The following is a 25563-nucleotide window of genomic DNA, read 5'->3' as shown; positions in this document are numbered from 1 at the left end:
AAACTAATAGGACTAAAAATTATAATGACAAGCGAAGTGGAAATAGCGTTACCGATTTATTTCAGTGATAACGCAGCAAATCGAGTTAAAACGTTGATTGCAGAAGAGGAAAATCCTGATCTGAAATTACGTGTTTATGTCACAGGCGGCGGTTGTTCTGGTTTTTCATATGGTTTCACTTTTGATGAAAAAGTAAATGATGACGATACTTTAATTGAGAATAGTGGTGTTACTTTATCTGTTGACCCTATGAGCTTGCAATATCTTGTTGGTGGTACAGTGGATTTTGTTGATGGTTTAGAAGGTTCTCGTTTTTTAGTTAATAACCCGAATGCTACAGCAACTTGTGGTTGTGGATCTTCATTCTCTATCTAAATTCTTTACGGGTCTACTATTCGGTGCCAAGCGCTACCGTTGAAAATGCCAATGCTCACTTTATTGTTATTAGTGGGCATTAAATCCTTTTATTGTTATTAGTGAACATTAATATCTCTATATAAACTCCCAACTCTAGATCAACCCCTCAACTTCTTAGACCAATCCTCTATACGTCATTCTTTATTAAATTCTGTGTATTGTAATTGTTGTGTACAAGCTCAGACTATTTAATCAAAGTAAGTGCTAAAGTCTTATTTTTATTGGACTCATTGCTGATGACTTAAATCTACTGCGTAAACATAATGCCTTGGCGATAACCTAATACGGTCATTTATTTTTTAGGGCAACTTATGTTCTCACGCATTATTACTTTTATTACCTTAAGACCCTACCTGATTGCGCTAGCGATTGTATTGATATTGTTAGTTTGGATGCTACTGCCTGCTTATACAAAAACTGAAGATAGCGAAGATCATGCCCCTATCAGCAATCAAGCCACGGTTGATGAGCAAGAAAAAAACCTGCCTAAAGTGCAAACAACACATTTTAAGACTAAAAAAATCACTAAATTCCTGACGCTTTATGGAAAAAGCGAAGCTAATAGTGGTGCTATTATTCGCGCTGAAGTCGCGGGTAAAATAATCAGAATGAACAGCCGTAAAGGTGATTATGTAGACCGTAATAAAAGTATTGTTAATATTGAACAGAGTGAGTTACCGGCAAAATTAAAACAAGCTAAAGCGAGTTTGATTGAACGAGAACTCACCTATAAAGCGGTAAAATCATTAAATGACAAAGGCTTGCAAGGGCGTGTTCGCCTTGCGGAAGAAAATAGTCTGTTTTTATCTGCGCAAACGGACCTCGCACAATTACAGTTATCATTGAAACGTACCAATGTAGTCGCTCCCTTTAACGGTATTTTGCAACAACAATTTTCTGATTTAGGTGATTATTTACAAGTAGGTGACCCAATATTTCGCCTTGAAAATGTGGATCCGATTGTGATTAGAGGCGATGCCACTGAGCATCATATGAATGATTTAAAGTTAGGGAAAACAGTGACGGCAACCTTATTGTCTGGTGAGATAATAGAAGGGGAAATTTCCTTTATTGCCGCTATGGCAGATAGTAATAGTAGTACCTTTAGAGTAGAAATTGAATTCCCTAATCCAGAACAAAAAATACTGTCGGGTATTAGTGCTAAGTTAGCCATTCCTTTATATCAAGTTGAGGCAATCTATGTTTCTCCTTCCGCATTGGCGTTAGATGAACAAGGTAACCTTGGTGTAAAACTGGTGCAAGATGGTGTAGTTAGATTTCAAGGTATTACTTTAGTTGAAACTGATAACGATGGTGTTTGGTTATCAGGCTTTAAGGGCGACGTTGATATTATTACCTTAGGACAAGGTTTTGTTAAAGTTGGCGATCAGGTTGATGCGGTGGATCAAGCTGAATTTGAGACAAATAAGTCAGAAAGTAAATCTTCGCTCGAGAATACGTCTATTAGCAGTCAGGAGTAATCACCATGAAAACAATTATTCATGGTGCATTATCTAGAAAACGTGCGGTATTAATGTTGCTTGTATTCTTACTGATATCCGGGCTTTATGCTTATATTAATATTCCCAAAGAAGCTGATCCCGACGTTAAAATCCCTGTTATATATGTTTCTATTACGCATGAAGGAATTTCCCCTGAGGATGGTGAACGCCTTATTTTAAGACCTCTAGAGCAAGAGTTACGGAGTTTAGAAGGTGTTAAAGAAATGAAATCAACCGCCAGCTCGGGGCATGCTTCCGTTGTACTTGAGTTTTATATCGATATTGATATAAAAGCGGCGTTGATAGATGTGCGCGAAAAAGTTGATCAAGCAAAGGGAAAACTACCGCAGGAAAGTGAAGAGCCGATTATTAAGCAAGTAACGCTTGCAACAGAAAATCCGGCATTAACGGTTTTACTCTCGGGGAGTGTGTCTGAAAGGGCATTAATAAATATTGCTAGGTTAATGCAAGACAAGCTGGAAGGCTTTGTTGAAATTTTAGAAGTGAATATTGGTGGTGACCGAGAAGACATGGTGGAAATTCTTATTGATCCACTGTTAATGGAAAGCTACCAGCTTAATATGAACGACATTTATAATTTAGTTTCACGCAATAATCGTTTAGTTGCAGCGGGAGTGCTGGATACAGGGAAAGGGCGCTTTCCTATAAAAGTACCTTCTGTGTTTTCGACCATAAAAGATGTCATGTCGATGCCAATAAAAGTGACGGGTGATAGTGTGATCACGTTTGCCGATGTCGCTAAAATCCGTCGTACCTTTAAAGACCCAAGTTCATTTGTGCGAGTGAATGGTTTACCTACTGTTTCGTTAGAGGTTATTAAAAGACCTGGCGAAAATATTATTGAAACGGTTGAGAAAGTAAAACAAACGATGGCTGAGAGCCAAGAGCTGTTACCTAATAATATTCATGTCAGTTATGCCGGAGACAGTTCTAAAGATGTAAAAATAATGCTCAATGACTTACAAAATAATGTACTCAGTGCTGTACTTTTAGTGGTTATTGTAATTATTGCGGTACTCGGTATTCGCAGTGCTGCACTAGTCGGAATTGCCATTCCAGGGTCATTTTTAACCGGTATCTTAGTGTTATGGGGGTCAGGCATTACCGTTAATATTGTGGTGCTTTTTGCTTTGATCATGGCTGTCGGTATGTTGGTTGACGGTGCGATAGTGGTCACTGAATTTGCGGATCGTGAAATGAGTGCTGGTGTGGCTAAGCATAAAGCGTATCTAGATGCCGCACAACGTATGGCATGGCCAATTATAGCTTCCACTGCCACCACTTTAGCCGCGTTTTCACCCTTATTATTCTGGCCTGGTGTGACTGGTGAATTCATGATGTATTTGCCATTAACCTTGATGGCAACATTAACCGCATCGTTATTGATGGCTCTTATTTTTATTCCGGTATTAGGCAGCGTTTTTGGTAAAACTCGGCTATTAACGGCAAAAGAAAAGCATAATGCAAAAATGGCAGAAGAAGGCGAACTATTAAAGCTTTCTGGATTCACTGGATGTTATGTTAAGACATTAAACCAAGCACTTCATTTTCCTTGGTTAGTCTTATTGGCGGCAATATTAATTGCGTCATCGGGCATTTTTTTATTCCAGCAATCTAATTTAGGCGTTGAGTTTTTTCCTCAAGTTGAACCCAATGGTATCAATGTCAAAGTTCGCTCCTATGGTGATTTTTCAATTGATGAACAAGATCAAATTATGCAGCGTATTGAACAGCGTATTCTGCCGCTAGCTGATGAAATAGAAACGTTATATGTGAAAACGGGAGATTCAACGGAGGGAATCGTTGGCAGCATGCGTATTAACTTAAAGGATTGGCAAGACAGGCGTGCGGCTAATCAAATTATAAGTGATATTGAAAACCGAACTGAGGATTTACCGGGAGTAGAGATCGAGTTAAAGAAAGATCAAGCGGGACCGCCTTCAAGTAAAGATTTACAAATCGAAATTAGTTCTCGCTTTCCTGAGTTGTTACAGCAAGCTGCAGACAAAATTCACGATGCGTTATTACAAAAATCATATTTAGTAAATATCGAAGACGACAGTGCCAAGCCTGGCGTGGAATGGCAGTTTCAGATTAATCGAGCTGATGCCGCACGTTATGGTGCAGATGCGACATTATTAGGTAGTAGTGTACAGTTTTTAACTAATGGTTTAATGCTTGGTTCTTATCGCCCCGATGATGTTGATGATGAATTAGATATTCGAGTGCGTTACCCTGAACAGGAGCGTAGTTTAGGAAAACTCGCCGATTTACGTCTACAAACCCCTTTGGGTCATATACCAGTGAGCCATTTTGTTGCCTTAACCCCAGTCGCTAAAAAATCGGCGATACAAAAAGTAGATAGTCGTATTGTGATGACGGTAGGTGCAGATATGGCAGCAGGTTATAACTTGAGCTTACTCTTACCTGAATTAGAAAAACAACTCCCTAGCTTACAACTCGATCCTCGTATTTCACTTAAAATACGAGGGCAAAATGAAGATGAAGAAGAAGCGGCTGCTTTTCTAAAAAATGCATTTATGGTTGCTCTGGCAGCAATGGCATTAATTTTAATATTACAATTCAACTCCTTCTATCAAGCCTTTTTAATTTTAAGTGCGGTTATTTTTTCCACTGCAGGTGTGTTTATTGGTTTGTTTATTAGTCAAAGTGCCTTTGGCATTGTTATGTCAGGGATCGGTGTGATCGCCCTAGCTGGGATTGTGGTAAATAACAATATTGTTTTGATTGACACTTACAACGTATTAAAAGCACAAGGTATTGCGACTAAACAAGCTATTTTAATGACTGGCGCGCAGCGTATACGTCCTGTTTTATTAACGACATTTACGACTATCTTAGGGTTAATGCCGATGGTGATGAAAGTAAACTTAGACTTTTTTAATCAAACCATTGAATTTGGCGCCCCATCAACACAATGGTGGGCACAATTGGCGACTGCTATTGCGGGTGGCTTAACCTTTGCAACGGTATTAACTTTAATTCTAACGCCTTGTTTATTAATGCTCGGTGCAAACGTTGGCGTTTGGTGGAGAAAATGCTTACAAGGTAAAGATAAAAGCACTGCTGACAACACTTGCAACTCTGCTGAATGATGTTTAACATGCGCTGAAATTAAAGGTGTGCTTTTATTTATGCTGTTTATTGAATGATAAAAAGTAACGCCGAAGACGCATTTTATGACCTTTTTTCCTCTTGATATTAAAGAGTTAGTACTTAATCAAATAGTATTATTGTCAGTTTTGAGGACGATGGGTAACTTCTCTACAGATATAAACTGTTCACTACAGAGGTTCAGTTAGATATTTCTATATTGGAATTAACTCAAAAGTTAACATTATTTAATGCCTGTTATTTTTATAAAGTGTGACACCAAAATATAGCTTAAAGCCTAATAAGGAATGGTTAATCAGATGTTAGATAGTTTTATTTATGTTTCAGATATGATTGGTGTGATCACCTGTGCTATTTCTGGTGTATTAGTTGCTACTCGGTTACGTATGGACCCCTTTGGTATTACCGTATTAGCTGGCGTGACTGGTATTGGCGGCGGCACCTTGCGAGATATGATGATGGGGGCTACACCGGTTTTTTGGATTGTGGATAACACTTATATCTACGTTATTGTCGTTACTGCGATATTAAGCCTTATATGGTTACAGCGAATCCACCGTTTTCCTGCTTATTTGCTACCCATCTTTGATGCTTTTGGTCTCGCTATTTTTACTATTATCGGTGCACAAAAAGCCTTGATGTTAGGCTTTAGTGGTCCTGTTGCTATTGTGATGGGATGTATTACCGGAGTCGTGGGCGGCATGATCCGTGACATATTAAGCGGGCAAATACCTTTTGTGTTACAAAAAGAGATTTATGCAACAGCTTCTATGTTGGGCGCAACCCTATATGTGTTGTGTGATTATATTGAACTAGGCCCTATTTTCTCTATGGCTGTGGCAATGTTAGGTACCTTATCATTGCGTTTATGCGCTATTTATTACCACCTTTCTTTACCTGTATTTAGTAACGATCGAGAAGCATAACCAGCGATCTTGTCATTTAAAGGCAATACTTAATCACTAAAGAGCGTTGATTTAACATTGTTTAAACAATTGTTTTGCCAACACAAACATGTACTTGGTAGACTCCCTATACTAGGGGCGGTTGATCTTTACTATTTAAATCTGTTCACCATAAGGTATCTTGTGGTGAAATCAAAGGGTAACGTGTACTGACTATTTATACTGTTTTTTTGCTTATTTATGCGGAATAATTCTGCTTTATAAGCTTAGCCTTATATAAAGAGCCAGCAGTTCGTTGCACAATTAAATTTGAAAGATCAACTCGGCCTAAATGTTTAGTGGATTATTGTGAGCAATAGGTAGGCAAATGGAAGCAGTAACAAATTCAACACAATTGATAAATTGGTTTCGTAATTCAGCCCCATATATCAATGCACATCGACATAAAACCTTTGTTTTAATGATTGGTGGCGAAGCATTAGAAACAGATAATTTTCAACATATCATTAATGATATTGCGTTACTTAACAGTCTTGGTGTGAAGTTGATTTTAGTACATGGAGTACGTCCTCAAATTCAAAAACAACTTGATATGCACGGTCATAGTAGTCAATTTCACGATGATCTTAGGATAACAGATGATCGTAGTTTGACTCTCATCAAGCAAGCTGTAGGTGCAGTACAAATCGAATTACAAGCTGGGCTATCGATGGGCTTAGCAAACTCTCCAATGCAAGGTGCGGCAATTCGTACGGTGATCAGTAACGTTGTCACTGCTCAACCAATTGGTGTCAAAGACGGCGTAGATTTTTGTCATGCTGGCAAGGTTCGCCGTATTGATGTTGATGGCATTAAAGCTCAGCTCTCTTCTGGAGCGATCCCAATTATTTCTCCGATTGGTTATTCAGTAACGGGTGAAGTATTTAATCTACTTGCAGAAGAAGTTGCAACCCAAGTTGCGATTGATATGAAAGCAGATAAGTTAATAGGCTTTTGTTCTCATCAAGGTGTGTTAGATGAAAATGGCGAAGTGATTTCAGAGTTATTACCAGAGGAAGCTCAAGCCCATATTGATGCAATGGAAAAAGAATCAGAGCATGCATCGGGTACATTGCGTCTTCTACGTGCCGCTGTAGCTGCTTGTCAAGCCGATGTAACACGTTGTCACCTCATTAGTTATCATCAAGATGGTGCATTATTAAAAGAGCTATTCACGCGCGATGGTACTGGTTCGCAGATTGTAAAAGAAAGTTATGAAAAAATTCGAACAGCTACTATCGATGATATTGGTGGTTTATTACAATTAATTGAACCACTTGAAAAACAAGGTATTTTAGTTAAACGTTCTCGTGAATTGTTAGAGAATGAAATTGAACACTTTTTGATTGTAGAACGAGACGGCATGGTTATTGGTTGTGCGGCTTTATATCCATTTATGGATGATAACATGGGCGAATTAGCTTGTTTAGTAAGCCATCCTAAATATCGTAGAGCAGCTCGTGCTGATAATCTTGTTGCACACGTTGAGCGTAAAGCCAGACAGTTAGGGTTAGAGTCGATTTTTGTGTTAACAACACAAAGTATTCATTGGTTTAGAGAGAGGGGATTTGCATTTGCAGAAATTAACCAATTGCCCGCTGCTAAAAAAGAGATGTATAACTTAAAGCGTAACTCAAAGGTATTAATAAAAAAAATATGAATAAAATAAGAGAAGTGTTTAAGCAAGGAATTTTAAACTGCCATTTAGCGATTACCAACGCTAATCCTATGCGCGGTTTAAATTTACCTGTACGCTCTCTTATTGTTGCGCTTTGTACGGTCTTTTTACATGCTAATGTGAGTGCGAAAGTAGACTATGTGTCCATTGGTACCGGTGGCATCAGTGGTGTTTATTATCCAACCGGTGGTGCGATTTGTTTTTTAGTTAATCAGTTAAAAGGTATCGATAGTATTCGCTGTGAAATTAAAAGTACACCGGGTTCTATCTATAACTTGAATGCATTAAAAGGCCATAAGCTTGATATCGCAGTAGTGCAATCTGATTGGCAATATCATGTTTATAACGGCACTTCTATCTTTAAAGACGAGGGAAAGTTTGCTCAGTTAAGATCTTTATTTTCAGTGCACTCTGAACCCTTTACTGTGTTAGCAAGGAAAGATGCTAAAATTACTAGCTTTGAACAGCTAAAAGGTAAGCGCGTCAACATAGGTGCTCCCAATTCAGGCCAACGTGGCACTATGGAAATGCTGTTAGATATCTACGGTTGGCAAGAATCTGATTTTGCAGAAGCGACATCATTACCACCCAGCGAACAAGCACAGGCGCTATGCGATAATAAAATAGACGCGATTGTATATGTTGTTGGCCACCCTAATAGCTCGATTAAAGAAGCGAGTAGTGCTTGTCAAACTAACTTAGTGAACGTTAAAGGTCAAAAAGTATCGCAACTGATAGCGACACATAGCTACTACGATAAGGCATCAATCCCTGCCAAAATGTATCGTGGCAGCCCTAAAAAAACGACCACATTTGGTGTTGGGGCTACGGTAGTGACCACAACAGATTTACCGGAACAAATCGCCTATGAAATAGTTAAAGCAGTCTTTGAAAACCATACTGACTTTGTACAGCTACATCCCTCTTTTGAATTTCTCACTAAGCATGCAATGGTTACTCAATATTTATCTGCTCCGTTACACCCTGGCGCATTACGGTATTATAAAGAGGTTGGATTAATTCAAGATGATTCGAGTACGGTAGTGCAAAACTAATCTGCCAAAAATCTTACTAATTAAACCTAACTAGGCAAACTCAAGCCAAGCAACATCAAGCAATCTTAAGCTTACCTTCACAATACTTTATTGGCGATTATTGGCTGCGATTATCGCCATAACAATTAAACTCATATTTATCATTCGCTATAAGCAAAAAACAGGCACAAAAAAGCCCGTTATTAAACAGGCTATTTTTATCGTATTAGCATTTAAATACATGCATCAAAAGATAAGTTACTTAAGTATTATGCTTACACTCACCATCAACAGGTTCACCGTAAAGGTACAAACTGTGGTTGGTTAATTTAATGCCATATTTTGCAGCGATAAGTTTTTGCTGCTCTTCAATAAGTGGATCATTAAATTCAATTACTTCACCACATTTTAAACAAACTAAATGATCATGATGTTCTTGATGGGTTAATTCAAAAACTGATTTACCGCCTTCAAAATGATGACGAGTAACAATACCAGCATCATCAAATTGGTTTAATACACGGTAAACCGTTGCTACACCTACTTCATCGCCTTGTTCAAGCAATTTCTTATAAAGATCTTCAGCACTTAAGTGTTGATTCTCTGGCAGCTGTAATAAGCTTAAAATTTTCAAACGTGGTGATGTTACTTTTAAACCCGCTTCTTTAAGGGCTAAATTTTCATTACTCATGTCATTTCCTAACTGCTGTAATTGGATTTAGTCGGCTAATTCCGCTAAACACATTTCATTATAAATTTGCTCAGACCAAGCTTTAACACGTGATGCAGTCAATTCAGGTTGACGATCTTCATCAATCCCTAAACCAATGAACGTTTTATCATCAATTGAAGCTTTTGAAGCTTCAAAGTCATAGCTTTCAGATGACCAATTACCAACAATAATAGCACCTTTACTTTCAACTATATCGCCTAACTGTCCCATTGCATCTAAAAAGTATTCTGCATAATCTTCTTGATCGCCACAGCCAAAAATAGCAACTAATTTATCAGTGAAATCAATCTCTTCTAAATCTGGGAAAAAATCATCCCAATCACATTGCGCTTCACCGTAGTACCAGGTAGGAATGCCAAATAAAATAAGGCTAAATTCAGCGATATCTTCTTTGCTGCTTTTAGCGATATCTTTTACTTCAACTAGTTTTTTACCTAATTCTTTTTGTATCATTTTTGCTACAGCTTCAGTGTTACCTGTATCGCTACCAAAGAAAATACCTACGCTTGACATACTCTATACCTTAATTTATTTGATTTAACTGTGCATGTAGCAGTTTATTAATTAACTCTGCACGACTTATTGATAGTGTGTCAGATAGCTTATTTAATTGTTCAAATAATTCGCTATCTACTTTTAATTCGATTCGTTTTAAACCGTTTTGCTTATCTCTTAACGTCTGTTTTTGCTTATTTATTTTTAGCTGAACTTGACGCGAATGAGGATTGCTTTTAGGTCTGCCTCGGCGTACCTCGTTTGCAAATAGATCGCTAGTAATGCGATCAAATGATTCCTTTGCCATTTTGTTACCTAACAATACTTACCTAATAATTCTTGCCTAGCAACCTGACCGAGTAACATTACTTAGCCATCATTACTTGGTCATCATTACCGAGAGAATTATTTAACCAATACCTGAATTAACCCATACAATTTCTATAACTGCTTTTGAGATGAAACCGATGCAACCAAAAAATAATACTGCCCATACAACCTGACGTCCAAATTTTGGTACATTACCTTTTTTTAGTACGTCTTGAATGGCTAAACCGATGAATAAAAAAAGTAAAAGGTAAAAACCATATAAACCAATTGTTTCAATTTGCTCAGTATATTCTTGCAGCATATTTTAGCTTCTTTTAAAAAAGGGAATATAGCATATAGATGCTATCGAAAATAGGCAAATATGTTTGTAAAAGCCTAGTCTCTATTAATCTTTTGTGTTCATTTGTATTGTTATTTATTCACTTTTTGTAACAAGGTGATGCCTATTATGTCTGGCTATTCTAATTAAATAGGCGATTTTGTACATAATAGTAAGTAAAATACAAACAGTCGACCTTGTCTAAATACTCTGTACAGCATGACACAGGTTTTAATTACTCACTTGTGCTTTCAAATGACGATTTTCACTACTCACATCTAAGCAAAAAAGTTAACGACTAACCGGTTAAAGGTTTTTGCTTTCTCTGCATGCAGCCAATGACCAGTATCATTAATGATTTTAAGCCGCGCATTGGGAAATAATGTCATCACTGATTCCATACTTTTTTCATTAATATAATCAGAGCGCTCACCTTTAATGAATAAGGCTGAGTCTGTGTATTCACCCTCAATCATTGGCCAGCCACTGATCAAGTGATAATTGTGGTGTAAATTGTCAACATTATAAACGAAGTCAAAACCATCATCACCACGTTGATAAGACTTTAATAAAAATTGTCTTACTTCCGGTGTTTCCACATAACCTGCTAATATTTTTTCAGCTTCAGTACGGTTTTTTGCCTGCAATAAACTGACGGATTGTAAACCAGTAAATACGTCGCTGTGCCTATCGCCGTAAGCAACCGGAGCAATATCTGCAACTACTAAGTTTTTAATGCGTTGTGGTTGTAGTAGGGCACAAGTCATCGCGATTTTTCCGCCCATGGAATGACCAACAACCGAAAATTTTTCAATGCCCAATGAGTCCGCTAGTTCAAATATATCTTCTGCCATGTCAGGGTAAGTCATGCTTCGACTACGTGGACTTTGTCCATGATTACGAACGTCCACTAAAATGACATCAAAATTAGCTTGCAACTCTTTTGCTAAGCCGGAAAGGTTAGATAAACTACCAAATAAACCGTGAATGATAAAAATAATCTCATTTTTATTAGCTGGTTCATGTTTAGCGGTTTGTTTTAGTTGGTAATTTAGTAGCATAAAAGCTCATTTTAAGTGAGAATAAATAAAGTTAAAAATAATAACAAATTATGCATTAAAGCTGAAAGTATTTACACCTCCATATTAATGGTTATGTGATTTTACTGTATTCCATTCAGCTAGTACAAATAAGTAAGGTAATGGGGAAATAATGAAAACGATCGAAATAGAAGATGATCTATATAAATATATTTTGAATAATATTGAAGCCTTCGGTGAAACACCCTCCCAAATTCTTCGTCGTTTACTGGCATTGTCTGAAGATAATACGGTCGAGAAAACCACTCCTGAGAAAAAAGTTAGTGTTGAAAATAAGTCTTCTACTCGAACTCATTCGACGCAACAACTTGCTCAACCCAATAAAAATAGAACAGAAAGCAATGTAACCGACCATAACCTAAGTGAAAACAATGTATCCGAAAATAAAGTAACCGAAAAAAATGAACATTTTCATCAAGGAGTGAAACAGCTATTCACCGACCCTGCTTTTACTTCTGAATCCGTTATTACTAATAAGTTCATGATGATGCTAACAACGATGTATTTTGAGAAAAAAGATGCATTTATTGAGGCGGCTGAAACAACTAAAGGTCGAACTCGTGCCTATTTAGGTACTGATTTACAGGATTTATTGAATTCCGATAACGAAGAAGAACTGGCTCAATTTAAAGCGAGCAAGCCTAGAATGATTCCACAAACGCCTTATTGGGTGATCACCAACGCAAATACAGGGCGAAAGCGTATTATTTTAACGCAAATGATGGCTTCAATGGGCTATCCACATAATTTAATTGAACGTATTAAAGAAGAAATTTAATTTTATTTATTTTCATCACAATCTGAGGTACTTATGGCAATTCATCCGCGCGCAGGTCAACCTGCACAAGCAAGTGATTTAGTTGATATTCCAAAATTAGTCTCTGCATACTATGTTAATCTCCCTGACGTTGAAGTGGCAGAGCAGCAAGTTGCATTTGGCACTTCGGGGCACAGAGGTAGTTCTTTTAAGTATGCATTTACTGAATTACATATTCTTGCCATTACCCAAGCATTAGCCGAGTATCGCAAGGAAAAGGGTTATACTGGCCCTGTATTTATTGGTAAAGATACACACGCATTATCTGAACCCGCTTTTATTTCAGCAGTACAAGTGCTGGTAGAAAATGGCATTAAAGTAGTGGTACAAAAAGGTGGTGGTTATACACCAACACCTGTTATTTCCCATGCAATCCTACAATACAATAAAGCGCATCCTGATTCTCTTGCCGACGGTATCGTTATTACACCTTCGCATAATCCACCTGAAGATGGTGGATTCAAATACAATCCACCTAATGGCGGTCCTGCAGATAGTGATGTTACTAAAATTATTCAAGATCGTGCTAATGAAATCTTAAATGATAATTATGATGATATTTTACAAGCTGACTTTGATGAGGCGATGCAGTCTGACTTAGTAGAAGAATACGATTATATTCAACCTTATGTTGATGATTTAAAAAATGTTCTAGATTTAGAAGCCATTGCAAAAGCGGGCATTAAAATTGGTGTGGATACACTAGGTGGTTCAGGTGTTGCTTACTGGCCTGTGATTGCTAAAACCTATGGTCTTGATATTGAAGTTGTTAATGACCGTGTCGACCCTACTTTTTCGTTTATGACACTAGATAAGGATGGCAAGATCCGTATGGATTGTTCATCACCTTATGCCATGGCGGGTTTGATCAAACAGAAAGACCATTTTGATGTGGCGATAGCTAATGACCCTGATTATGATCGTCATGGTATTGTGACTAAATCTTCTGGGTTGTTAAATCCAAATCATTACCTTGCGGTTGCTATCAATTACCTATTTACCCATCGGACAGGATGGTCGGATAAAGCGATTGTAGGTAAAACTTTAGTCTCAAGTTCAATGATTGACCGCGTTGTTAATCAATTAGGTCGCGAAATGTCTGAAGTACCTGTTGGCTTCAAATGGTTTGTAGATGGACTTTTTGAAGGTAAGTTTGGTTTCGGTGGTGAAGAAAGTGCAGGGGCTTCTTTTTTACGTAAAGACGGTACCGTTTGGAGCACAGATAAAGACGGTATTATTTTGGCATTATTAGCCGCTGAAATTATTGCCGTGACCAAAAAAGATCCGGGCGAACACTACGCTGAATTTGCTGCAAAATTTGGCGCACCAGTTTACCAGCGTTTTGATGCGCCTGCTTCACCTGAACAAAAACAAGTATTAGCAAACTTAACGCCTGAAATGGTGGAAGCTGAAACACTTGCCGGTGAAAAAATAACTGTTAAATTAACCCATGCACCGGGTAATGGTGCCGCTATTGGTGGGTTAAAAGTAACCACTGAAAATGGTTGGTTTGCAGCACGTCCATCGGGTACAGAGAATATTTATAAAATATATTCTGAATCCTTTTTAGGTGAAGATCATATCGCTTTAATTCAAAAAGAAGCACAAGAGATAGTGGCTCAAGCTTTTGCTAAAGCTGGTCTTTAATTAAAAATATAAATATATTTTAGGAATTGATAAAATAATTTAGATTCAAATAAAAAAAGGCAAAGTGTTTACTTTGCCTTTTTTTATGCCCCTTCAATAATCAGCTTCTTGATTTAAAAAATAATACCTACAGATTTTATTTTAATTAGAACAATTAGTTACCTTGATTAGTTACATATCCCCTTTAATTTTCCAAAATTTTAATTTGGCATTTAGCAATCATATCGAGCCAAAAAATAGTGTTTGTTTGTTTTTTAAACTATATTTCAAAATAAAATTTATTTTTACATGACCATTTATTGTGATATATATCACAATGTTTATTTTGAATCTTAGTTTCAATAGCAATTTATTAAACTTGCGACCCAAACTGAGGGCATACTTTCTAAAGCATTACTTTAGAGGGGTGTTAAGGTATTATTTTAAATATTAGTACTTTCTCAATCACATTTTCAAAGAGTTTTATATGGAATAAAACTTTATCCTCACTTAACTAATAGGTATAACATGGCGACTAAAAAATCTAAAAAATCGGCAGCAAAGGATTCTGTAGCAGTGCCTACGGTTAGCAGTGCTGAAATGCAAAAAGCAATCATCGACCGCCTACATAAAGGCCTTGGGACTGATGAACATAAAGCAAATAATAAAGCGTGGTGGAATGCAACCTGTCAGGCTGTCAACGAATTAGTTTTTGAGAAACTGACAAAAACACAACAAACTCACTCTGAGCATGACACTCGCGCAGTGAACTATTTATCCCTTGAGTTTTTAATGGGACGTTTGTTGTCTAATAACCTACAAAACTTACAAGTTTTCCAAGTTACTGAAGAAGCGTTAAAAGGTCTAGGTAAAGACCTATATGAAATATGCGATGAAGAGCCGGATATGGCATTAGGTAATGGTGGTTTAGGCCGTCTTGCTGCATGTTTTATTGATTCACTAGCAACACTTGGTTACCCTGCGATTGGCTACGGTATCCATTATGAACATGGACTATTTAAACAAGAATTCCAAGATGGTCGTCAAATTGAGCGTCCTGATACATGGCGTGAATACGGCAACCCATGGGAGATTTGCCGTCCTGAATCTATTCAACATATTCCTTTATATGGTTATGTTGAAACTGTGTTTGATCAAAAAGAAGGTTCTCGTAAAGTTTGGCATGCGGGACAAAAATTAAAAGGTGTTCCTTGGGATATTCCCATCGTCGGATACGGTGCTAAAACGGTTAATATTTTACGTTTATGGGAAAGTCGTGCCCATGAAGCTTTTGACTGGGATGTATTTAATGCCGGTGGTTATGTCGACTCACAAGTTGAAAAATCAAAAGCTGAAACTGTCTCTAAAGTACTTTATCCAAATGATTCAACGGATGCAGGTAAAGAGTTACGTTTAATTCAACAATACTTCTTCTGTGCTTGTTCAGTAAAAGATATCTTACGTCGTTACAAACGTGCAAATAAAGATTTATCGTTATTACCTGAAAAAGTGGCAATTCAATTAAATGACACACATCCAACGATTGCTATTCCTGAATTAATGCGCATTTTAGTTGATGAAGAGGGATTAGATTGGGATTCTGCATGGAAAATATGTCAAGAAACATTTGCTTACACCAACCATACTTTATTACCAGAAGCACTAGAGAAATGGTCTGTTGCACTGTTTGAAAAAGTATTACCGCGCCACTTAGAGATAATTTATGAAATTAACTCTCAATTCTTAGCTAATGTTGTTGAGAAAAAATGGCCTGGGGATGACCTTAAAAAAGAAAAATTATCTGTCATTGAAGAGTCGCAACAGCGCATGGTACGCATGGCTAACCTTTGTGTTATCACTGCGTATAAAGTCAATGGTGTTGCCGCGGTTCACTCAGAACTTGTTAAAACAGATTTATTCCCTGAGTTCCATGAATTGTTCCCAGGTAAATTAGTTAATGTAACGAATGGTGTAACGCCACGTCGTTGGTTGAAAGCTTGTAATGAAGGTTTAGCGACGTTATTAGATGAAACAATTGGTGATGATTGGGTGCTTAACTTAGATAAGTTGAAAGGCATTCTGCCAAAAGCTAAAGATGTTGCATTCCAAAAACGCTTTATGGACATTAAAAAAGAAAATAAAGTAGAGCTAGCTAAAATCATCAAAGATACAACCGGTGTTGAAGTCTCTGTTGATGCTATTTTTGATGTGCAAATCAAACGTCTACACGAGTACAAACGTCAGCAGTTAAATTTGATCCATATTTTAACGCTATACAAACGTTTACTTGAAAATCCTGATTATGACATGGTACCGCGTGTATTCCTATTTGGCGCTAAAGCCGCTCCTGGTTACCACATGGCCAAAGAAATTATTTTTGCATTGAATAAAATTGCAGACAAAGTGAATAACGATGAGCGTATTCAAGGCAAATTAAAAGTTGTCTTCTTACCAAACTATCGTATTTCATTGGCAGAAAAAATGTTCCCAGCAGCAGATATTTCTGAGCAAATTTCAACAGCCGGCCTAGAAGCATCGGGTACAGGTAACATGAAGTTCGCATTAAACGGTGCGTTAACTGTCGGTACCATGGATGGTGCAAATATCGAGATGGCTGAAGAGATTGGTGCTGAACATATGTTTATCTTCGGTTTAAGCGTTGATGAAGTAAAAGCATTAAAAGCAAGTGGTTATAATCCATATGATTATTACTACAAAAATCCAGAGTTAAAAGCAGTACTTGATTGGTTAGATACTGACTTCTTTACACCTGGGCATGCTGGCTTATTGTCTGATATTAAACGTAGTTTATTGGAATGGGGCGATGAATATTTATGTCTTGCTGATTACGCATCTTATGTTGCTGCTCATCAAGATATCGATACACTTTATCGTGACCAGTCAGCTTGGGCTGAAAAGGCTATTCTGAATGCAGGCGCAATGGGTAAATTTAACTCTGACCGCTCAATTGAAGATTATGCAAGCAAAATTTGGAAATTAGAAAAATTTCCTGCAGCTTAATGATTTAAATCATTAAAAGGTAAAAGGCGACATTTTATATGTCGCCTTTTTTGTTTAAAGCGAGCTACAATCTGACCACTTGTATAATAAACACAGAGGTAAATATGTCTGACAATATCCAAACTCAAGAAAACGATGTATGCGAAGCATGTGGTACTATTGTTGAGCTAGGCAGTGTTATCGCAGAAAATGACACACTACTTGTGTTGCCTTTTAGCGGACCAGATCAAGCCAGTGTTGAACAGTTAGCAGATAAATATATTAAAGCGGCAAAAGCACGTTTTGCAACAGTAAAAGTAGACGTGGATTTTCAACAAACTAATGACGGTGTTGAAAGCAAAGTCTCACTACAGTTTGAATGTACCGCTGAAAAACTTATTTTTGAAATGGGTTTAAGTGCAATCTAGCTATTTTGAAAAACTAGGATAAGTAGGGCCAATGAAGTACAGGACCTTGTAAATAATTCCTTCCAACTTTTCTATTAAACTCCATTACCGAATTAGCCATTATTATCCCAATTTAAGAGAGGAATAAGCGTTTGCTTGTTCCTTTTTTTATTTAATCCTTAAATTAATGGATTTTTTTACCCGCTATTACAAACTTCATTTCTTGTTTTTCCGCTTAATCGTTATACTACGCACTTATTTTCTATTTTTACTTCCTTGGAGCATACATTGCTAATTAAAGATTTACCCATTGATCAGCGTTTGATCACTTCTGTTTCACATTTAGGTTTTACTGAAACAACACAAATTCAAGCTGAAGCTGTGCCGATTGCTGTATCTGGGAAAGATCTTTTAGCATCATCTAAAACGGGCTCAGGTAAAACGCTAGCTTATTTATTACCGGCAATGCAGCGTGTATTAAAAACACGCGCTTTAACTCGTCGAGATCCTCGTGTACTTATCCTGACACCAACCCGCGAACTTGCAAAACAAGTTTATTCGCAGTTACGTTTGTTAGTCTCTAATACCAGTATTAAGTCTATTCTAGTGTTGGGTGGGGAAAACTTTAACGATCAAGTGAAAGCGATTGATAAACACCCTCACTTTATTGTTGGTACACCGGGACGTATTGTTGATCACCTTAAAAAAGGGTTATTACATTTACCCGGCTTAGAATTACTGATCTTAGATGAAGCGGATCGCATGCTTGATTTAGGTTTTGCAGAGCAATTAACTGCGATTAATGAAGCTGCAAATCATCGTCTACGCCAAACGTTGATGTTTTCTGCAACTCTCGGTCATGGTGAAGTGAATGAATTTGCAGGACATTTATTAAAGTCACCAATTCGTATCGCAGTGGGTGAAGAAAACCAGCAGCACAGTGAAATTACGCAACGCTTTTATTTGGCTGATAACCTAAACCAAAAAGAAAAGTTATTGTTTCACTTTCTGAAAGAAGAAAAAATCGATCAAGCAATTATCTTTACGGCTACGCGTGCTGATACTGAACGTCTAAGTGCTATTTTAATAGAGAAAGGTATGCTTGCGGCCGCTTTACATGGGGATCTTACCCAGAGTAATCGTAACCAAATAATGGATGCTTTCTCACGCGGTAAAAATAAAATATTAGTGACTACGGATATCGCTTCACGTGGGTTAGATTTAATCCATGTTAGCCACGTTTTTAACTTTGATATTCCAAAGCATACTGAAGAATATATACACCGTATTGGCCGAACTGGACGTGCAGGTGAATTAGGTGATGCCATTTCTATTATTGGTCCTAAAGATTGGGACAACTTTAAAAAAGTAGAAAGCTTTGTTGCACAAACTATCACTTTTGACAAAGTAGAAGGTATTAACCCAAAATTTAAAGGTTTAAAACCAGTACAGAAGAAAGTTGTTAAAGCTAAAAAAGTGCTTGAAGATAAGAAAAAACCAATGGCTAAAAAAGCCAAAGTAAGTACTAAAAAGCAAGAACATGTTTTTCATGAGTCTATCGATGTGGGTGCTGCACCAATGCGTCGTAAGAAAAGAATTATTGTTGATGATTCCGAAGACTAATATACGTAAGTATTAATTTATATAAGAATTGATTTGTATAAGTTTTGATTGAACGATTTATATCGAAGCAATAGCATTTAATAAATGCCTTAATGAGCGATCATTGAGGCATTTTTTTTGCATATAAAGTTTCAATTTAACTCGCTGATCTTTTTCTTTGTTGATTCGTATTAATTACGATAGTGCTTAATTAACTCAAATATGTTTATTATGTTAGTTAGATAAGGCTAGAAAAGTTAATAAACTTACTGATTTTAAGGCCTTTATCGCTGAACTAAATAATGTCGGTATTTAATAACCATAGGGGCACGAGTTATGGACGTAAATAAATTAAAAAAACGAGACTTACTACAGGCTTTCGATTTAGTCACCACTAAGGGAATAAAAACAGATGGAGTGTATGAGCTCTCAGGTGTAAAAGCATCTCAGGATTTTGATGGTTATACATGCTGGTTATCATTTAAAGATTTGACGGTGACTTTATTATTCCATGGTGCTTTTGATATGGATTATGAGGACGAAGACACACAGAAAGCATTTTTTAAAAAAATATCTAATATGTTAGCTGATAAAGACAGTTTCTGATTATCTCAACGATTTAATTAACAATCGAACTAACAATCTAAGAAAAATCTAAAAAAATAGATGTGAAGTTTAAATCTATCAATACATTCTTTAATTCGCTTTAAATTTAACCACTAAACCTTTCTATTATAGGGCATAGCATGAGTAAATTAACATCCAACAATACAATTGATGCATCGGAAGTTGTTAAGTTTGAAGCAATGGCTGAAGAGTGGTGGGATCCGAAAGGAAAGTTTAAACCGTTGCATATGCTCAACCCTTTACGAGTGCAATATATCGTTGGGCAGATTGCTACACAGTTTAATCGAGACTTAAATAGCTTAATGCCTTTCAAAGGCTTACGACTATTAGATATTGGGTGTGGCGGCGGCTTGTTAAGTGAACCCATGGCCCGTTTAGGCGCTGAAGTGATAGGAGCAGATGCAGCACCCAAAAATATTCCAGTTGCCCAAGCTCACGCCAAACAATCAGGTTTAACAATAGACTATCGTAATACGGTGGCTGAAGCCTTGGTTGATGAAGGCGAACTGTTTGATGTGATCCTTAATATGGAAGTCATCGAGCATGTTGCACAACCACAGATGCTAATTAATGCTTGTGCGGACTTGTTGAAACAGGATGGGATAATGCTTTGCTCTACTATCAACCGCACTCCCAAGAGTTATATAGTCGCTATTATTGGGGCCGAAAGAGTGATGCGTTGGCTACCTATCGGCACACATCAATGGAATAAGTTTATTAAACCACCTGAGCTTGCAAATATGTTAAAAGTGGCAAGTCTGTCATTGAATGATAAGAGTGGATTTGTTTTTAACCCGGTATTATGGCGTTGGTCACTATCAAGGTCAGATTTATCTGTTAATTATGTTATAGCGGTGACTAAACCTTAATAACCAAACCTTAATGTCTAACTATCAATAATTAAGTTTCAATAACTAAGTTTCAGTAACTCAGCCAAAATAAGCTACAACATAGTTAAGGGTTAACTCACGTGTTTTTTATAGATGTTTTAATCTAAAGCTTTATTTTATACTTGTTATCATATCATTTGATTTATTATTAACCATCATCATAAACTTAAATAGAAAGTGATCTAATATCATTATCTATTCGTTTAAACGAGTCATCGTTAAAATTTATATGCTCAAAAGGAGCTTTTTGTGTCACGTTTTTCAGGCATTACCGATAACCCTCACCAAGAAGGCCGCTTCCATCAAAAAACAGGTATTTTACTGACTAATTTGGGAAGTCCCGATGCGCCAACAACAAGTTCGGTGCGTACTTATCTAAACGAATTTTTATCTGATCGTCGAATTGTAGAAATTCCACGCTTAATTTGGATGATGATTTTACACGGTATTATTTTACGAATACGACCTAAACGTTCAGCAAAACTGTATCAAAGTATTTGGACCGAGGATGGGTCGCCACTAACACATATCACCCGCTTGCAAAGAGATAAGTTAAGTGCTCTTTTAAAGCAACAGGGATATGAAAATACAGAAGTAGTGATGAGCATGCGTTATGGTAATCCTTCCATTAAGTCGGGTTTAGAGGAGCTGCGTGAGAAAGGTTTTACTCGTATTGTCGTGTTACCTTTATACCCTCAATATTCAAGCCCAACAACGGGGTCCACATTTGATGCTATTGCCAATGTATTACGTGAATGGCGTTGGGTACCAGAGTTGCACTTTATAAATGGCTATCATAAAAACTCAGCTTATATTGACTCTCTTGCTAATAGCATTAGTGAAGATTTAGCGAAAAATGGAATGCCACAAAAACTAGTCTTTTCTTATCACGGCATGCCAAAACTGTTTTTAGACAATGGCGATCCTTACCATTGTTTATGTTTACAAACGACACGTTTAGTTGTTGAAAAGTTAGGGTTAGATAAAGACAAGGTGATTAGTACTTTCCAAAGTCGCTTCGGCAAAGCTGAATGGTTAAAACCTTACACTGATGAAACATTGAAAGGCTTTCCTGAGCAAGGCATTAAAGATATCGCAATTATCAGCCCAGCTTTTAGTGCCGATTGCCTAGAAACATTAGAAGAGATTGAGAGTGAAAATAGAGAAATATTTGAACATGCTGGTGGTGAAAAATACCGATATATTGCCGCTTTAAATGACCGAGATGATCATATCGAAGCAATGTTAGACATACTAAAACCAAATCTGTAACAGAAGTTCTTTAGTCTCTATTTTTTAGTATTTATTTGTTTAAATAAAAAGTGTTTGTTAATGAAAAAAGTTAAATCGTAACAAGAATTACCCACTAAGTTGTAAACACTGCATTAATAAAAGTACTCGTAAATAATACACTAATAAAAAACCTCAATGAGTGATCGCTCATTGAGGTTTTTGTATTTCTAAGGTTTGTTCTTGTATATTGTTATAGTGCTTTTTCTGTTGGCTCTTGTTTTGCCGCCACTTCTTTTGTCATTTGGTAAGCATCTGTACCCCATAACGGCACAGTTGAAAGGCTATGTTTGAAACTGCCTGATGTTTCCTTAGTAGAGTAAGAAACATACATTAGGGTTTGGTTTTCTGGATCATATACACGTCTAATTTTCATGGTTTTGAAAAAGATGCTTTTTGATTTTTTAAACACAACATCACCCGATTTACTTTTATCTATTTCAGCGATCATCGCTGAGGTGATAGGGCCCGTTTGTCTACATGATATTGCACTATCACTTGGATCTGAAAAACTTAGATCCGCTTCTATTGACGCAACATGACAAGTCACACCAGAGACAATAGGATCTTTTAACATATTGAGTTTAATATCTTGAGTGGTGAATAAACCTAAGCTGACATCACCGACTTCATCTTGCGAGCAGCCTCTTAATACAAAGAAGCCGACCACGATCAGCACTAGTATCATTGCCACTAATTTTAATTTTTTTAACATATTATTTCCTATTTTTTGAAATCCCAAGATAGATTAGATACTAACTGGCATTGATCGCATTTAAAATCAAAAATATCAAATAACGGTATTTTTAATCGCCACTCTCCACCACAGCTTGGACAAGGTCTTTCTTGTTCTTGCTTTAAAGATTCACCTGCAACACGGTACAAATAATAATAAGTAGGTACTTTAGTTATATATTGAATGCGCTTGCATAAATTGCTGCCGCGATGGAAAAATTTACTACTAATATCACCTAATTCTTTTAAGGCTGCACTAGAAACTGCGGAGCCATTCATTTGTAATTCATCTAAATTCACCCACTCTTCTTGCCACTTTATCGCGCTTTTACGGTCGCCATTACTAATTTCTTCAGACGTTCGGTAAAGTGGAATAGGGGCTAATGTTTCACCGCAGCGAATCGGTGAGCATGTATCTAAAAAAGTGGTATATAAAATCTGCCAACTAGGCGTAAAGTTAGTCGCGCACTGTTGCGAGTTTAAATCTTCGGCAATAGTTTTGATTTTAGGTGAAAGTAAACCTGCTTTGGTGAGTCCCTCTAATGCGTGATTAACCTGCGGGCTATTAAAGCCGGCACTTAAACTCTGTTCCTCTGGGCAAACCAATCGTGTGGTAAATATTGCGCCTTGCATGGCAACAGGAAACTCCCTACCGAGAATTTGTCCATTATACCGTAACATGTCTAAATAATTATTAATGGCCCGTTCAACACTTGCATATTGCGTATCCTGGTAACATTCAAAGCTTAATTCCTTAATAAACACTATTATTCTTCCATCGCAATATCAGAAGTATTTTTGATACGCTCTTTGAGTGTGTCAATTTGTACTTTTAACGTATTGATCTCTTCTTTGAGCGGGTTAATTGCCAGTGCTATTTTACTGTTGATAATCTCATCAATACTACCATTTACGGATTGAGAAGTTGCTCCCGTTAAGGAAGGTTCAGTAGGAATATCTATTTGTTTATTAGGGTTATCTTGCCATAGCTTTAAACCTTGTATAATTGCAGGCAAGGGGGTGTTTTTAGGTAAACGCGCTTTAATTAAAGCGGTATTAGGTGTTTTGCCTTCTTTAGCAAGTTGTTGGGCAACTAAGATAATGCGATCCATGAAGTGACCTTTTTAATATAATGTATTTTCATCGTCTACAAAACGATAAGCGGGCAGTTGAAAGCGCGGTTTCACTAAACCATTCAATGTTAATGTACCTTGGTAGCTATCGGTTCCATCGCTACTGAATTCAAAAATGAAACTCGCTTGTAAGAAATCGCTGCCTAATTTGAAATTAAAACGAGAACGAGCGACGGAAAGAAGCTGTAAATCAAGTTTATTACAGTGTTGTTCTATTAACGTTTTAGCAAGCTCAGATTGTTGGCGCAACCGCCATACGGTGGTACCAATCAACACCATGCCAAGAATAAACAACAAATCCCACATAATCATTCTTAACTCGCTTTTAAGTGTTTGCTTTTAGGCCTGAAAATAATAAACCAATAGCCTCTGATAACGCAGGCGAACGGGCAGTTAAACGTAATTGTTTTAATACTTTATCTCTTAATGAGGGGATAGCGACCAAATCAGCAAAAAGTTGTGGAAATAGTGCTTTATGGTGATTCGCTAACGATTCAAAGTATCGGTTTAATAAGGTTTCATCTTCTAATTGTGTCCAACAGCGTCCAGCTATGGTGATGTACCAGTCTGCTTGATGTACTAATTGCGATGAAAACTGATCATTTAAAAGCTGTTTAATAGACGCCTGCTCATTTTTATTTTCTAAGCTACTTGCTGAGCTACTTTCTATGTCACTTTCTAGATTATTTGCTGTAGCACTTGCTGTGCTGCTTGCTAATGCTCTTAATAATAAGATTGCACTAGTTTCTTGCCCTTGTTGCAAACGTTTATTGGCTTGCTGTGCAATGCTGGTAGCCAGTTCATTACTTATTTGTGTTTGATTCTCAAGGCACAAAGATAGAGTTTGTAGAGGTTGCTCAGGTAGATAATCCAAGGCATCAATTATTTTCTGCTGGTTATTATCATGATCTAAACGAGCTGCTAAATCAGCAAAACCTTGTAAACCTAAGTTTTGCCAATCCTGCCAGTCACCTTGTCCTGAAAAATAGTGTTGGATAGGTGCATAAAAAGACGATGCAGGACGAATAAAGGCGCTGTTTATATTGGCATTGAAAATGGCAAGTTTTTCAGCGCTCGGTTTAAATACAAAAGGGTTACTAGCCAGCCTTTCTTGTAATTTATCACTAACATCTGCCGTAAGGTCTTCGCCCATTGCTTCAACGACCATTCGAATAAAGCTTGTCTGCGCGGTTATTTTTATTAGCCCTTGTTCGTCTAAAGGCATTTTTAAAAACCAAATGAAATGTTCTTTTTGAGCCGCGACTTGCCAAAATGTTAATGCAATGAAAGCATGCTGCTGAATCGGGAAAGGGTAGGCCATTTCATTTTTAGCTATTTTTTGGAATTCGCTGTTATTAATTTTTTGCACAATACGTCCTAAATCATACGCTCGATATTGGCATTGGGCTTGTTCTAAAAAATCAGTCAGTGTATTCATGCTCATAGAAAGGCTATCTTAGTAATTAATGGAGGGATGATTATATACAGGTCTGCACAAGACCTCTATGCCGTTATGTCTAACTCTCCGTAATTTGAAATAAAAAGCCAGACAATCAAGATCATTAACCACTATCACTAACCAATAATATTAACCGATACCTTTAACTAATATCGTTAATCAATTCCAGTAAATATTTCACTCAAATAAAGGATTAAATGTGTGCATATTTATTCGGCCTATATTGAAGGGCTCTATTAATTGGGCTATGGACTAAATGCTAGGTAAAA

Annotated in this window: 24 protein-coding genes; 14 read left to right on the top strand and 10 right to left on the bottom strand. The window is 37.0% G+C overall.

The window, feature by feature from the left end:
• Window positions 1-24 precede the first annotated feature (24 nt).
• From erpA to MT391_RS13820, 6 genes are all read left to right on the top strand, one after another.
• The gene (erpA, locus tag MT391_RS13845) at window positions 25-375 is read left to right on the top strand and encodes an iron-sulfur cluster insertion protein ErpA (RefSeq protein WP_028868371.1); all 351 of its coding nucleotides are present in this window, start codon (window positions 25-27) and stop codon (window positions 373-375) included.
• Between the two features lie 353 nt (window positions 376-728).
• Complete coding sequence (locus MT391_RS13840; protein ID WP_166372984.1) at window positions 729-1898, top strand: efflux RND transporter periplasmic adaptor subunit; 1170 nt, start codon at window positions 729-731, stop codon at window positions 1896-1898.
• Between the two features lie 5 nt (window positions 1899-1903).
• Entirely contained in the window at window positions 1904-5056 is a 3153-nt protein-coding gene (locus MT391_RS13835) for an efflux RND transporter permease subunit (RefSeq protein ID WP_499498600.1), read from the top strand.
• Between the two features lie 318 nt (window positions 5057-5374).
• A complete protein-coding gene (locus tag MT391_RS13830) occupies window positions 5375-6001 on the top strand; it encodes a trimeric intracellular cation channel family protein (RefSeq protein WP_166372982.1) in 627 nt (208 codons plus the stop codon).
• A 346-nt stretch (window positions 6002-6347) separates the two neighbouring features.
• Window positions 6348-7679 (top strand): amino-acid N-acetyltransferase, encoded by a 1332-nt coding sequence (gene argA, locus MT391_RS13825; protein ID WP_166372981.1) that lies wholly within the window; start codon window positions 6348-6350, stop codon window positions 7677-7679.
• Window positions 7680-7747: 68 nt separating this feature from the next.
• Complete coding sequence (locus MT391_RS13820) at window positions 7748-8752, top strand: TAXI family TRAP transporter solute-binding subunit (protein ID WP_499498626.1); 1005 nt, start codon at window positions 7748-7750, stop codon at window positions 8750-8752.
• Window positions 8753-8993: 241 nt separating this feature from the next.
• Here MT391_RS13820 and fur read toward each other — a convergent pair whose 3' ends face one another.
• The 5 genes from fur to MT391_RS13795 all read right to left on the bottom strand — a co-directional run bounded on the left by fur (window position 8994) and on the right by MT391_RS13795 (window position 11669).
• Window positions 8994-9422, bottom strand: coding sequence for a ferric iron uptake transcriptional regulator (gene fur, locus MT391_RS13815; protein ID WP_166372980.1), 429 nt, complete (start codon window positions 9420-9422; stop codon window positions 8994-8996).
• Between the two features lie 27 nt (window positions 9423-9449).
• The gene (fldA, locus tag MT391_RS13810; protein ID WP_166372979.1) at window positions 9450-9977 is read right to left on the bottom strand and encodes a flavodoxin FldA; all 528 of its coding nucleotides are present in this window, start codon (window positions 9975-9977) and stop codon (window positions 9450-9452) included.
• A 10-nt stretch (window positions 9978-9987) separates the two neighbouring features.
• Entirely contained in the window at window positions 9988-10266 is a 279-nt protein-coding gene (gene ybfE / locus MT391_RS13805) for a LexA regulated protein (RefSeq protein ID WP_166372978.1), read from the bottom strand.
• 102 nt (window positions 10267-10368) lie between these two features.
• On the bottom strand, window positions 10369-10590 hold the full coding sequence (locus tag MT391_RS13800; RefSeq protein ID WP_166372977.1) for a DUF2788 domain-containing protein: 222 nt from the start codon (window positions 10588-10590) through the stop codon (window positions 10369-10371).
• Window positions 10591-10886: 296 nt separating this feature from the next.
• Window positions 10887-11669 carry an alpha/beta fold hydrolase gene (locus tag MT391_RS13795; RefSeq protein ID WP_499498598.1) on the bottom strand — a complete coding sequence of 261 codons (783 nt, stop codon included), beginning with the start codon at window positions 11667-11669 and terminating at the stop codon, window positions 10887-10889.
• A gap of 151 nt (window positions 11670-11820) precedes the next feature.
• Here MT391_RS13795 and MT391_RS13790 point away from each other — a divergent pair, with 151 nt between their 5' ends.
• From MT391_RS13790 to hemH, 8 genes are all read left to right on the top strand, one after another.
• Window positions 11821-12486, top strand: a complete 666-nt coding sequence (locus tag MT391_RS13790; RefSeq protein WP_499498597.1) for a hypothetical protein — start codon at window positions 11821-11823, stop codon at window positions 12484-12486.
• A 33-nt stretch (window positions 12487-12519) separates the two neighbouring features.
• Window positions 12520-14172 carry a phosphoglucomutase (alpha-D-glucose-1,6-bisphosphate-dependent) gene (gene pgm, locus MT391_RS13785; protein WP_499498595.1) on the top strand — a complete coding sequence of 551 codons (1653 nt, stop codon included), beginning with the start codon at window positions 12520-12522 and terminating at the stop codon, window positions 14170-14172.
• Window positions 14173-14751: 579 nt separating this feature from the next.
• The gene (locus MT391_RS13780; protein WP_499498624.1) at window positions 14752-17172 is read left to right on the top strand and encodes a glycogen/starch/alpha-glucan phosphorylase; all 2421 of its coding nucleotides are present in this window, start codon (window positions 14752-14754) and stop codon (window positions 17170-17172) included.
• 104 nt (window positions 17173-17276) lie between these two features.
• Window positions 17277-17579, top strand: a complete 303-nt coding sequence (locus MT391_RS13775) for a DUF406 family protein (RefSeq protein WP_499442069.1) — start codon at window positions 17277-17279, stop codon at window positions 17577-17579.
• 267 nt (window positions 17580-17846) lie between these two features.
• The gene (locus tag MT391_RS13770) at window positions 17847-19181 is read left to right on the top strand and encodes a DEAD/DEAH box helicase (protein WP_166372971.1); all 1335 of its coding nucleotides are present in this window, start codon (window positions 17847-17849) and stop codon (window positions 19179-19181) included.
• Between the two features lie 315 nt (window positions 19182-19496).
• The gene (locus MT391_RS13765; RefSeq protein ID WP_166372970.1) at window positions 19497-19766 is read left to right on the top strand and encodes a DUF3081 family protein; all 270 of its coding nucleotides are present in this window, start codon (window positions 19497-19499) and stop codon (window positions 19764-19766) included.
• Window positions 19767-19906: 140 nt separating this feature from the next.
• The gene (gene ubiG / locus MT391_RS13760; protein WP_499498593.1) at window positions 19907-20656 is read left to right on the top strand and encodes a bifunctional 2-polyprenyl-6-hydroxyphenol methylase/3-demethylubiquinol 3-O-methyltransferase UbiG; all 750 of its coding nucleotides are present in this window, start codon (window positions 19907-19909) and stop codon (window positions 20654-20656) included.
• Window positions 20657-20926: 270 nt separating this feature from the next.
• Complete coding sequence (gene hemH, locus MT391_RS13755; RefSeq protein WP_499498591.1) at window positions 20927-21949, top strand: ferrochelatase; 1023 nt, start codon at window positions 20927-20929, stop codon at window positions 21947-21949.
• 211 nt (window positions 21950-22160) lie between these two features.
• On the opposite strand, the gene MT391_RS13750 is transcribed toward hemH, so the two are convergent.
• The 5 genes from MT391_RS13750 to MT391_RS13730 are packed head-to-tail and all read right to left on the bottom strand — an operon-like array spanning window position 22161 to window position 25279.
• On the bottom strand, window positions 22161-22655 hold the full coding sequence (locus MT391_RS13750) for a CreA family protein (RefSeq protein ID WP_499442111.1): 495 nt from the start codon (window positions 22653-22655) through the stop codon (window positions 22161-22163).
• 35 nt (window positions 22656-22690) lie between these two features.
• Window positions 22691-23467 carry a Zn-ribbon-containing protein gene (locus MT391_RS13745; protein WP_499498589.1) on the bottom strand — a complete coding sequence of 259 codons (777 nt, stop codon included), beginning with the start codon at window positions 23465-23467 and terminating at the stop codon, window positions 22691-22693.
• Between the two features lie 2 nt (window positions 23468-23469).
• On the bottom strand, window positions 23470-23814 hold the full coding sequence (locus MT391_RS13740; protein WP_166372150.1) for a hypothetical protein: 345 nt from the start codon (window positions 23812-23814) through the stop codon (window positions 23470-23472).
• A gap of 12 nt (window positions 23815-23826) precedes the next feature.
• Window positions 23827-24147 (bottom strand): DUF3301 domain-containing protein, encoded by a 321-nt coding sequence (locus tag MT391_RS13735; RefSeq protein ID WP_240923653.1) that lies wholly within the window; start codon window positions 24145-24147, stop codon window positions 23827-23829.
• Between the two features lie 13 nt (window positions 24148-24160).
• The gene (locus tag MT391_RS13730) at window positions 24161-25279 is read right to left on the bottom strand and encodes a DUF3549 family protein (RefSeq protein ID WP_499498588.1); all 1119 of its coding nucleotides are present in this window, start codon (window positions 25277-25279) and stop codon (window positions 24161-24163) included.
• Window positions 25280-25563 lie beyond the last annotated feature (284 nt).

Origin of the sequence: Vibrio sp. 1-Bac 57 (assembly GCF_037546855.1) — a bacterium.
Classification (GTDB): domain Bacteria; phylum Pseudomonadota; class Gammaproteobacteria; order Enterobacterales; family Psychromonadaceae; genus Psychromonas.
Note: the sequence above shows the minus strand (reverse complement) of the source record. Positions and strands in the feature narration are given on the sequence as shown.